Source organism: Chryseobacterium aahli, from assembly GCF_022699665.1.
Taxonomy (GTDB): Bacteria; Bacteroidota; Bacteroidia; order Flavobacteriales; family Weeksellaceae; genus Chryseobacterium; species Chryseobacterium aahli.
Genome location: NZ_JALDNB010000003.1, coordinates 203,345 through 215,040, shown reverse-complemented (window position 1 = coordinate 215,040; position 11,696 = coordinate 203,345). Strand labels below are relative to the sequence as shown.

The window sequence follows — 11,696 nt, the reverse complement described above, 5'->3', positions numbered from 1 at the left end:
GTATCGTATGTTTAATTAAAATCTATTAAACTGCGGTATATCCACCGTCAATAAGATAGTAACCTCCTGTCATGAAAGAAGATTTTTCAGAGCTTAAAAAAAGAACCAATTCAGCAACCTCTTCAGATGTCCCAAGCCTTCCCATAGGATGTTTTGAGATCAATGCATCTTTATGCTCTTTGTCTAGCTGATTCAATAATGGTGTATCGATATATCCTGGACCAACTGCATTGCAACGAATATTTTTCTTTCCATACTCAGCGCCAATATTTTTTGTTAGGCCAACAACTGCATGTTTGGTTGAAGTATATGCTGAAGAAAGTGGTGCTGCAACCGTTCCGTGTATCGAAGCGATATTGACGATTACTCCGCCACCGTTTTTCTCCATTTGATTAAGTTCATATTTACATCCGTAAAAAACGCCGTCGAGATTGATATGGATTACTTTTTTCCATCCTTCAAGACTGTAATCTCCGGTTTGATTGGCTTCACCGCCAATTCCGGCATTGTTACAAGCGATATCTAATCTTCCATAGATTTCGACTGTTGATTTCACAAGAGCTTCTACCTCTTCTGCTTTCGAAGTATCAGCTTTCACAAAAGATGCTTCACCACCTTCAGATTTTATTTTTTCTACCGCCTGATTTCCGTGCTCTTCATTGATATCAGAAACGATAACTTTAGCACCTTCTTTTGCGTAAGACTGAGCAATTGCCAATCCGATTCCTGAACCTGCTCCTGTTACCAGAGCTACTTTATTATGTAAAATTCCCATATTGATAAAATTTTTGTTTGTATTTAATTCTATACTAAATTTATGACAATCAATTTAAGATTCAATATGAAGCAATGGTAAATTTTTCTTAAACTTTTAGATTACCAAACTAAATTAACAGAAACATCTTTTGAATTTCCTTTAATCGATTTTATTCTTCCGAATTTCTCTTTATTAAAGATTTTATCATTCCAATAATCTAAACTTACAGTTCCGAACTTGATTAGTTTTTTATATTTGCTAGAATCAGTGATGTCTTTCTGCCCGTAATCAATCAATATATTTCCTATGGATTTTAATTTCCCCAATCTGCTGTTATCCATAATATCTTTTTCCCAATAATCAACTTTCAGATTCTCGATGTTCTTTACCTTACCTGACTTTTCTTTATCGAAATTATCATAGTAATCTATTGAAACATTGCCTACGTTTTTAATCTTGCCAGATCTTACATCACTTTTATCTAAAATATCCCAATAATCAATTTTTAAACTTCCGATGTTTTTTAGTTTTCCAAATCTGTATGCATCAAAATTCGCGTCATCATAATAATCTACCTCTCCGTCTAAATTGTTTGTTTTAAAACCTGAAATTTCACCATTACTATTTAGTTGAATCGTTACATCATCAATGGTAATATCTACAGACTGTAAGTCGTTGGTTTTAGCTGAAATATTTGCTTTAATTTGCCCAAAAGCGAAAGAATAAGCTATTAAAAATAAAGCTGACAGAAAATTTTTAAGATATATCATATTTTATCCAATTTCTTCAATGATTTGATTGACATTGTTGATGAGAAACGTCTCAGCTATTTTCTTGCCAAACATTGCTTTTGCCAACGGTGATTCACTTGAAATGGTCATTATTTTTTTGCCTTCAAAAACAATTTCTCCTGACGATACCGAAATATAGAAAAATCCTTTATCTGTCTTTACCAAAGCTCCATTCTGAACTTTTGTACAGACCTCTGTGTTTAATTTTTTCAGGAAATTCTGTTGGTTTAAGGTTTCATTTAATTGCCTTTGGATATTATTAATTTCCTGCTGCAGCATTTCACGACCGGTTTCATATTTATCACCCATCGAACTTTTGGTATCGTTGCTTGATGCACGGGTTTCGGCAATAAGATTTTCGAAGATTTTTATTTTTTCTGAAATTTTATCTTTAAGAATTTGCAGTATATTTTCTTTGTTCATTTTGAAAGTAATCTTGAATTTATAAATTAAATAAAAGTGAAGAAAATTAAGTTTTTGCTAAAGCCAATTTTAGTATTGTAAGCTGAAAGCGGGCTAAAGCCCGCTCCTATTGATGTTTTAAAATATTTTACTTTAAGTTATACTTTATTTTTCAAAAACAGCGAAATCAGAAACTTTAAAATTAAAATCTTTTCCCTCGCTGAAGTCTCGTTTTGTTTTGTCAAAAACATTATTGAAAGTTCCGCTTAAATTCTCATCCTGAATAGTAAAATTTACCGGATCTTTTGAAAAATTTAAAACCACTAAAACCTCATCTTGTCCGTTCTTTCTCACATACGCCAAAATTTTATCATTAGCTGTGGTGCTTAGAAGATAAGTTGAAACTGCGGAATCTCCGCCACGCAAAGCAGGATTTGATGATTTTAAGTTTAATAACGTTTTATAGAAATCTGCCATCTCATAATTTCCGTTCCAGTCGATGATATCTTTTTCGAAGAACTCCAGTCTTTTTAAGTTTGGAAGTTCCTGACCTGAATATAAAAGAGGAATTCCGTTCCAGGTTGCTGAAAACACAGCCATTGGCAATGTGATATCGCCATATTTTTCAAATTCTGTTCCGTTCCATGAGTTTTCGTCGTGATTGGTCGTAAACCATGCTCTCATGGATGAATCTCCGATTGTAGAATATTGTTTAAGCAAATCTATCAATTCACTTATGGGCTCATTTTTTTGATAATAATCGGCTGACTTATGCATCCATTTCCATGAATAACTTGCATCAAAAACTTTTCCGTAATCAGGATTTTCGAGCTCATCATATTCTCCGATGAAGAAAAGTGGCTTTAGTTTTTCGACTTCGGGTCTTGCTTCGATCCAAAAATCTAATTCTACCCATGATGCCAGATCACATCGGAAACCGTCGATATTGGTTTCTTTTACCCAAAATTTCATGGCATCAATCATCGCTTTTCTCATCTCTTGGTTTTTATAGTCCAATTCGATGATGTCATCCATTCCTGATGCTTTGTGGAAGCTTCCGTCCGGATCTTTTAAATAAAATTCGGGATGAGTTTTTGTCCAGACATGATCCCAACCTGTATGATTGGCAACCCAATCGATGATTACTTTGAAACCTAAACGGTGTGCTTCGTTGACCATGTGTTTAAATTCATCCATCGTTCCGAATTCGGGATTGATTGATGTGTAGTCTGAAGCGGCATATTGGCTTCCCAAACTTCCTTTTTTATTGAGTTGGGCAATGGGAGTAATAGGCATGAACCAAAGGGTTTTCACACCCATGTTTTTGAGGCGTGGCATTTCTTTTTCAAATGCTTTGAAAGTTCCTTCCTGAGTATATTGTCTTAGATTAACTTCGTAAATATTGGTGGTATGTTTCCATTCTATAGGTAAATCCATGTTTTTCTGATGTTTTTGAGTGGTGTAGAATAAATTCTATCCCATAAATAATGAGGTTTGATCGTTCCTCGTTGATTAACTTAAACAAAAATAGGAATTTGCAGATTTAAAAGTGAATTGTAATCTGTGAATTTTACTTTATATTCTTTTATCAGCGAAATCTGTAAAATCGACCTCTTCCCTAGCCCCGGTAGAAACGGTTACCCCACAGCAAGCCCTTCGACAGGCTCAGGACAGGCTGGCTTGCGAGGAGTATGAGTGGATGACGGGAAATAGCTCCTGATAAAGTAGGAGAGTTTTTTTGAGTATGCGTGTTGAATTATCTTGTGATTAATTTCAATAAAAAACCCTGAAAATAAATTTTCAGGGCTGTATTTTTTTAGATTCTATCGTCGTCGCTGTCATCTTCATCATCGAAGACATCATCGTTGTAGTCGTCATCTTCGTCATCATCGAAGCTGTCATCATCTTCGTCTGCAAAACTGTTGCCTGCCCCGAAGTCATCTTCAAAACCAAAATCATCATCCATCAAAGGCATAGCTGATTTTTTGTTTTTTGAGCCTGCACCTCCGCTTTTGCTTGGAGCTTTTAATGGAGCATTTCCGAATCTGTAAACGGTTATCGGATAATTAACACCTTTCGTTTCGTCAATCACTTCTACCAATTCGCAGAAAAACTCCCACAGATCAAGTAAACCGTACTGAAACTGTGCCTTATCACCAGCTGCTTCAAATGCTTCATCGATGTAAACGTCTGACATAATCTCGCCATCCCCTTCATCACTCATATCTTCCAAAGGAACGCTCTTCACAATCGTACCATCTTCTTCTAGGAGATTAAAAGTAGAAAGCTCATCACCACTAAGGTTGAAAGCACTTTTGATTCCTAAATGAAGGTTCCAGAGTGTTTGTTTTCCTTTAATTTCAACATCACGGAAAATATCTTCTTTTGTATCTAATATTACACGGATTTTGTAAACCATACTGCTATTCCAATTTCTATTTTTACCTTATTTCTATTGATCAAATTCTGTTGCAAATATATAATAAATGAGATTTTAGAAAAGAATATTTAATAAATTTTTAGAATTTTTTTTTGCTTACATTTTACCCGGCTTATTTGCTTTTTTCGAGCATAAAACTGAATTTGGTGCCTTCAAGATACACACTTTCTACCGTAATGTTTTCGTTATGAGCTTCTAATATATGTTTCACGATGGCCAAGCCTAAACCTGAACCACCCTGTCGTCGGCTTCGGCTGGTTTCTACACGGTAAAAACGCTCGAAGATTCTTGGGAGAAGTTCTTCTTTAATTCCCATTCCGTTGTCGATCACTTCGATTAGGACTTTGTTTCTGAGAACACTTGTTTTAACGACAACCTTCGCTTCCTGTCTGTTGGCGTAATGTATTGCGTTTGAAATGAGGTTGATGAAAACCTGTGATATCTTTTGTTTGTCGGCCTCTACAAATATCTGACTGTGCAAAGTCTGTAATTGCAGAACAGTATTATTTTTCTCAGCTTCCAAATCAAGAAGGTCGAAAATTTCTTTAACCAGGATATTAACATCAAATTTTGAAACGGTAACATCTATTTCTCCTGCTTCCAGCCTATTAATCATATCCAAATCATTGACGATTGCAATCAATCTTTCAACTGAGATACCGATTCTTTCAAGATATTTGTCTCTGATGTTCAGATTTTCTACGCCGCCTTCACTCAAGGTTTCTACGTATCCCTGAATTGAAAAAAGAGGAGTTTTTAGCTCATGAGAAACGTTTCCGATGTATTCTTTACGGTAACTTTCCATCTTTTTCATCACTTCCATCTCAGTAACTTTTTGCTGGTTGAAGTCGGAGAATCTTTCTCCCAATTCTTTTAAGGTGATGTTTTCCTGATTGTCGTAAACAATCTCTTCCGGCAAAATTTTGGAGATATTTCTTACCTGCTTTTTGGCATAGTAACTGAAAAGTAATTCGAGAACTACATAATTGACGACAAACATGACCAAGACACAGATGATAAAACCTATTTTAAAAAATGAGTTGTGGTCATATTTTTCGTTCAGGGCATCAAAAATGACGACCAAAACCAACATCACCAATGTCAATAGACATGATGAGATGAAACTAAGTCTGTAAAATTTCAATTTTACAAATATTTAAGGGGTTATAAGTAAAGATAGGATTTTTGAATTAAACAATCAATTTATATCCAATTCCTTTTAAAGTCTGAATGGTATTGATTCCTAATTTTTCTCTTAGTCTTCTGATGTGTACGTCAATCGTTCTTTCGCCCACAATCACATCATTTCCCCAAACTCTTTCTAAAATCTCTTCTCTTTTGAATACTTTCTCAGTGTTTGAAGCTAAAAGATATAAAAGATCAAATTCTTTCTTTGGAAGTAAAAACTGCTGTCCGCTTTTTGAAACTCTAAAGTTGTCCTTATCTATTATCAAATCTCCAACTTCAATGAGTTTTGCATTATCAGAAACCAGAGAAGTCAACTGTAACAAAGCGTTTACTTTTGAAATCAGAATTTTCGGTTTAATCAACTTTACGATATAATCATTAGCTCCTGCCTGAAAACCTGCCAACTGAGAAAACTCTTCACTTCTTGCAGAAAGAAAAACGATCAAACTTTTTTGAAGTTCTTTTATTTTACGCAATTCCTGACAAGTTTCGATACCGTCTTTTTCTGGCATCATGACATCTAATAAGATAAGATCCGGGATAATTTCTTTGGCTTTCTCTATACCTTCGTTTCCGTTTGTAGCGGTAGTAACATCGTAGCCTTCTTTTTCTAAATTGTATGAAAGAATTTCGAGAATATCCAGTTCATCATCAATTAATAGAATCTTTTTTTGGTTCATTTTCAATTTTTACATTTCAAAGTTAACAAAATTTAAGCAACATGATTGATAATTCGTTTTCATTCACATAAACTTAATATTAAAGGCTATTTCGTAATGTTTAGTTAAGAAATATTTAAAATTAACTAAACCAATTGCAACCCATTTGTTTTATTCCTTTGCACCGAAAGAATCTACAAACTAAAGGAAGTAAAATAATGAAAATTTATAAACTCAGCATTGCAGTCTTATTTTTATCTGGATCTGTATTCTATGCTCAAGAGAAAGTGCAAGATACGGTAAAGAAAGAAAAGGCAATTGAAGGAGTAGTAATTCAAGGAAGTACTAATAAGAAGACTGAAACTGCAGTCTTAGGTGAACAAAAAAGAGCGATCATCCAAAAACAGGCGATCAGTGCAGAAGAAATATCAAGAAAAGGTATCTCTAATGTTGAGCAAGGGCTTACGAAAGTTACCGGTATAACAACGGTTGATGGGCGTGGTCTTTTCGTACGTGGACTTGAGGAAAGATACAATTACCTTTTGATCAACGGATTAGGATCACCATCAAACAACCCTTTTCAAAAAATCATTGCTTTGAAGCAATTCCCGACAGACGTTGTAGGTAAACTTAATATCTATAAAACATTCAACTCAAATCTTTACGGAGATTTTGCCGGTGCAACTTTCGATATCGAAACACTGACAATGGATCGATCTTTTTCTAAAGTAGAATTCAGTGTTGGTTTTAACACACTGAGCACTTTTAGAAATAACTTTAAAATAGCTGAAGGTACTGATGGCATGAAAGGATATTTGGGATTAAATTCTCAAGACCGAAGATTGCCAAGTGAAGTGAGAGATTCTAGCCCAAACGGTTATCAATTTTCAAAAGAACAGTCATTAAATTCATTCAAAGATTCTTGGAATGTTGACAATGTGAAATCTATGCCTAATACAAGCATTGGCTTTACTACCGCACAAAAATTGAAAGCCGGTGAAACAGGAAATATCGGTATTTTATTTTCTTTAAATCAATCAGCGAAATATTCTTACAGAGAAGGTGAGAATAATCAATTTAGAGATAATGGTGGCGTAATACAGTTGAGTAACTTACTAAGTAAAAAAAGCTTTGAATACGAAACTGAATCTTCAGCATTGTTAGGTTTAGGTTATAAGAATAAAGGTACAAATGTAAATTTGAACGCAATATACTTGCAAAATTCATCGAATATCATTGAAGATTATTTAGGTTATAAAAATTTCAGTAATCAAGATGTACGTTTCTTTAGAAGCAATCAGCAGGACATTTCAAGATTTTTAGATTTACAATTAACAGCTTCACAGAAAATTGGTCAGAGACATCAGTTCAAAGCTGGAGGTAGTTATGTAATGAATAATTATAGCCAGCCGGACAGAAAAATTTTCGAACTTACTGCTCCTGATGATTACAACAATGCATTAATTTCTTACGGTGGAAATAGCTTTATCAGACAGTATCTAGATGTTGACGGTAAATTTTACGGTTCAGCTTACGGAGAATATTCTGTTTTCCTTGGTGAAAAAGGAGAAAGAAAAGATTACCCATTACAGTTATCTGTAGGATACAATGGTTTTGCAGATTTAAGAAAAAATTCTTACCGTTTTATTTTCGGTAATCCTGGAACTGGAAGTACATCTGTGGCAATCAACATAGATCAGCCACAAGCTACTCTAAATAACTCAATCTCAAACGGCAGTCTTTATTATAGTGAAGGTTCTGACAAATATAATTACAAGTCAAATATTTATCAATTTGTAAATGCAGGTTACTTAAATTTTGATTACAAACCAAACGACACTTGGGATATTTTGGTAGGTGGAAGAATAGAAAATGACATGAGAATAGTCCGTTATAACAATATCGGTGATTCTAATACAAAAAACCTAACACCTAATAATTATTACTTCTTACCTTCATTATCTATCAAAAAAGCATTAACTGATAGAAGTAACTTAAGATTATCTGTAAGCAAAACAATCACAAGACCTGTTTTGATCGAAACAATGCCATTACAGTATATCAATCCGGATAATACAACAATTATTGGTAATGCCAATATCAAGAATAGTGAAAATTACAATGCAGATTTGAAATGGGAATACTTCCCTTCTGCTAAGGAAATGTTTGCCGTTAACTTATTTGCTAAAAGAATAGACAACGCTATCGAACGTTCTTTTGTAACTACAGGTAACGCAAGTGGTATGGATATCACGTTCTTAAATGCAAAAAAAGCTACCCTTGCAGGAGTAGAATTGGAAGGAATAGTAAGTTTAGGCAGAATTTCTGACGCTTTAAGTAAATTTACTTTTGGTGCTAATGCTACAATCATGTATTCTGATGTAGAAAGAAGTGCAGAACAGTTATTACTAGAAAAACCAGACGTTAAAAATTATTCTGGTGCATTAAATAAAAGAGGTCTTCAAGGTGCTGCACCATATACAGTAAATGCAGATTTGAAATACGAATACAAAAATTCTAATAACCTTAGCCAAACATTGTCTATAGTTTACAACGTTTCAGGATCAAAAATATATGCTGTTGGCAGTTCTGGTTCAGACAATTATTTCGAAAGACCTTATCATCTTTTAGATTTTGTGTATCAAAACCAGCTTACAAAAAACTGGAATGTAAAATTGGCAGTGCAAAACATTCTAGACAGCAAATATCGTGTAGAACTGGGTGACGAAAGTTACTACCCTGTACAAACTAATAACAATTATGCTTTTAACAGCTATTTCAATGGTGTATCGTTCAACTTCACTGTTGGATATACATTCTAAAATTTTTTTAATAATTAAATCTTAATATAAAATGAAAACAAATCTTTTAACTCTATTATCACTGACTTTACTTTTAAGTGTTTCTTCTTGTACAATAGAAGTAAATGATGGTACTGATGGTGTAGTAACTGCTCCAGGAGCTACTTCAGGTGTTCTTCCTGATGGATCAAAATTACCAAACTTAATCACAGGTAATTTGACTGTAAAAAAAGGAAACTATACATTAGAAGGTATTGTAAAAGTGGCAGACGGTGCTACCCTTACGATTGAGGCTGGTGCAAAATTTATTGCTTCTACTACAACTACAACTAGTTTGGTTATTCTACAGGGAGGAAAGTTGATTGCTACAGGATCTGCAAGTGAACCAATTGTATTCACTACAGCTAATAAAACTCCAGGAGGTTGGGGAGGAATCACCATCTATGGTAAAGCTCCTATCAAAGCTGTTAACGGAAATGCTACTGCAATGTCAGAAGATGGAAACACTATTACTTATGGTGGTACAGATGCTAACTTCAGCTCAGGAATCCTTCAATATGTGCGTACAGAATATGCAGGTAAAAAAATTGGTGATGGTACATCAGAAACCAATTCTTTCACATTCTATGCGGTAGGTGATGGTACAATTTTAGAAAACCTTGTAGCTTATAAAGGTACTGATGACGGTTTTGAATTCTTCGGAGGTACAGTAAGTGCTAAGAATTTAGTAGCTTATGGTAACTATGACGATTCTTTTGACTGGCAAGATGCTTGGAGCGGACAAAATAACAGCAACTGGTTTGCATTCCAAACTGTTACAGGAAACTTCGGTATGGAAATAGAAGCTTCAGCAAATATTGACAATACTGCTCCGAAAATCTCTAACATCACTCTTATCAGAGATACAAATACAAACCCAGAAGTTGCAGGTTCAGTAGAAATTTCTGCAATCCAATTTAAGAGACAAGGAACTGGTATCTTCAGTAATGTTTACATCAGCGGATATAAAAACATGGGAGGTAAAAGCGCTTATGCGGTTCTTATCCAAGATGATGCTACCAATGCTAGCCAGGTAAACGCAACCCCAAGTAAAGTTGTTGTATCTCCATTAAACTATGTAAACTCTGATAACTCAGGAGTTTGGGGTTATGCTGCAACAAATGGAGGAAAAACTTTCACGAACGCAACAACAGTAACTAAAGTTTCTCTACCAGCAGGAGCTTGGGCAACTGTAGACGGAGTTAATCTTCTTTCTGCTTTATAAGATTAAGTAATTAGTTTCTTCATATCAAATTGAAAACTGCGCCCGGAATTAACTCTTCGGGCGCGGTTATTTTTTATAAAGATTTAAATTCATTGCAGTTTGAATTGGGAAACTAAGTAGAAAAATGGTAATTTGGTATTCTCATTCAAAATAGATAGACAAAAAAACCGTTGAAGGAGAATAACCTGAGAATTATGAAGAAAAATTACTTTAGATTAATCATTGCTGCATTCATCATTGGCTCGTCATCCATCATTTATTCATGCAGTGAAGATGAAGAAACAATTACAGAAATAGCAACTGTAGGAATTGCTCAGGATCCTAATAATTTTAAAGGTGAAGTGACAAGCGGGCAAGTGGTGACGCTTGATCCACTGAAATCTTATCAACTCAGCGGTATTGTTACTATAAAAAATGGCGGAACGCTTGTCATTCCTGCCGGGATAAAAATTACTGCAACAGCAGGTCCTTTATCTTATATTTTGGTTGAACAAGGTGGGAAAATTTACGTCAACGGAACAGCAGGGTCTCCGGTTGTATTCACATCAGAAACCACAGAAACAGGAAACTGGGGCGGAATCGTCATTTGCGGAAAAGCTCCCATTAACACAGGAAGTTCTGGCTCTTCTGAAATTGCAAATTCCATCTATGGTGGAACTGAGGCGACCGATAATTCCGGATCTTTAACTTTTGTACGAATTGAATATGCGGGGGCTGAATTTTCTGCTGGCAAAAAATTCAACGGACTTTCACTTTTTGGAATTGGGAATGCAACAAAGGTTGAAAGTGTAGCACTTTTAAATACTGCTGATGACGGTATAGAAATTTATGGTGGAACTGTCAATGTTTCCAACATAGTTTCTGTTGGAAACATCAATCACGCATTCAGCTATAAAGACGGATGGGTGGGCAATGCCTCAAATATTTATACCAAAAGAAAAACAGACGGCACAGGCAATACGGGAATTACAGGCATTAATAATGCCAGCAACGATAACGCTTCACCAAGATCAAACCCCACCATCAAAAACGTCACGTTCATCGGTGCCAATTCCGGTGAATCTGAGGGAATCAAATTAAAACAAGGAACGTACGCGGTCTTAGACAATATCGTTTTTTCTAATTGGTCGAAAGGCGTTACCATAGAAAGCGATTCTACCGTTGCACGTTTTAACGGAAAAAAGAGAATCACAAATCTCTTATTTGAAAATACAACGACAGAAGTCTCATTAAAATCTTCTGCAGGCTCACCCGTTACGATTATTGATACAACTTACACAAAGAAACCTGATGCAACCGGAGCAGGAAACGGTATTTTAGAACCATCTTGGGCTACGGGCTGGTCTGGATTGTAATAATTTAAATAAATTTTAGCTTAATAAAAAATTCCTCAG

General features: G+C 35.0%; 10 protein-coding genes. 3 read left to right on the top strand and 7 right to left on the bottom strand.

Translation table 11 applies throughout. The annotated features are described in order from the left end of the window. Positions 1 to 25: 25 nt before the first annotated feature. The 7 genes from MQX03_RS07075 to MQX03_RS07045 form a co-directional block, all read right to left on the bottom strand. Complete coding sequence (locus MQX03_RS07075) at positions 26 to 775, bottom strand: SDR family NAD(P)-dependent oxidoreductase (protein WP_242802285.1); 750 nt, start codon at positions 773 to 775, stop codon at positions 26 to 28. Positions 776 to 876: 101 nt separating this feature from the next. Next, entirely contained in the window at positions 877 to 1,527 is a 651-nt protein-coding gene (locus MQX03_RS07070) for a hypothetical protein (RefSeq protein WP_242802284.1), read from the bottom strand. A 3-nt stretch (positions 1,528 to 1,530) separates the two neighbouring features. Next, positions 1,531 to 1,971 (bottom strand): GreA/GreB family elongation factor, encoded by a 441-nt coding sequence (locus MQX03_RS07065; protein ID WP_242802283.1) that lies wholly within the window; start codon positions 1,969 to 1,971, stop codon positions 1,531 to 1,533. Positions 1,972 to 2,115: 144 nt separating this feature from the next. Beyond that, complete coding sequence (locus tag MQX03_RS07060; RefSeq protein WP_242802282.1) at positions 2,116 to 3,387, bottom strand: alpha-amylase family glycosyl hydrolase; 1,272 nt, start codon at positions 3,385 to 3,387, stop codon at positions 2,116 to 2,118. Positions 3,388 to 3,766: 379 nt separating this feature from the next. After that, a complete protein-coding gene (locus MQX03_RS07055; protein ID WP_242802281.1) occupies positions 3,767 to 4,369 on the bottom strand; it encodes a plasmid pRiA4b ORF-3 family protein in 603 nt (200 codons plus the stop codon). Positions 4,370 to 4,502: 133 nt separating this feature from the next. After that, positions 4,503 to 5,534, bottom strand: a complete 1,032-nt coding sequence (locus MQX03_RS07050) for a sensor histidine kinase (protein ID WP_242802280.1) — start codon at positions 5,532 to 5,534, stop codon at positions 4,503 to 4,505. Positions 5,535 to 5,580: 46 nt separating this feature from the next. After that, the gene (locus MQX03_RS07045; protein ID WP_129534569.1) at positions 5,581 to 6,258 is read right to left on the bottom strand and encodes a response regulator; all 678 of its coding nucleotides are present in this window, start codon (positions 6,256 to 6,258) and stop codon (positions 5,581 to 5,583) included. A gap of 197 nt (positions 6,259 to 6,455) precedes the next feature. Here MQX03_RS07045 and MQX03_RS07040 point away from each other — a divergent pair, with 197 nt between their 5' ends. From MQX03_RS07040 to MQX03_RS07030, 3 genes are all read left to right on the top strand, one after another. Then, positions 6,456 to 9,059 (top strand): TonB-dependent receptor plug domain-containing protein, encoded by a 2,604-nt coding sequence (locus MQX03_RS07040; protein ID WP_242802279.1) that lies wholly within the window; start codon positions 6,456 to 6,458, stop codon positions 9,057 to 9,059. Positions 9,060 to 9,090: 31 nt separating this feature from the next. Next, positions 9,091 to 10,302, top strand: a complete 1,212-nt coding sequence (locus MQX03_RS07035) for a hypothetical protein (RefSeq protein WP_242802278.1) — start codon at positions 9,091 to 9,093, stop codon at positions 10,300 to 10,302. 194 nt (positions 10,303 to 10,496) lie between these two features. Continuing rightward, on the top strand, positions 10,497 to 11,657 hold the full coding sequence (locus tag MQX03_RS07030) for a hypothetical protein (protein ID WP_242802277.1): 1,161 nt from the start codon (positions 10,497 to 10,499) through the stop codon (positions 11,655 to 11,657). The last annotated feature ends 39 nt before the right edge of the window (positions 11,658 to 11,696 follow it).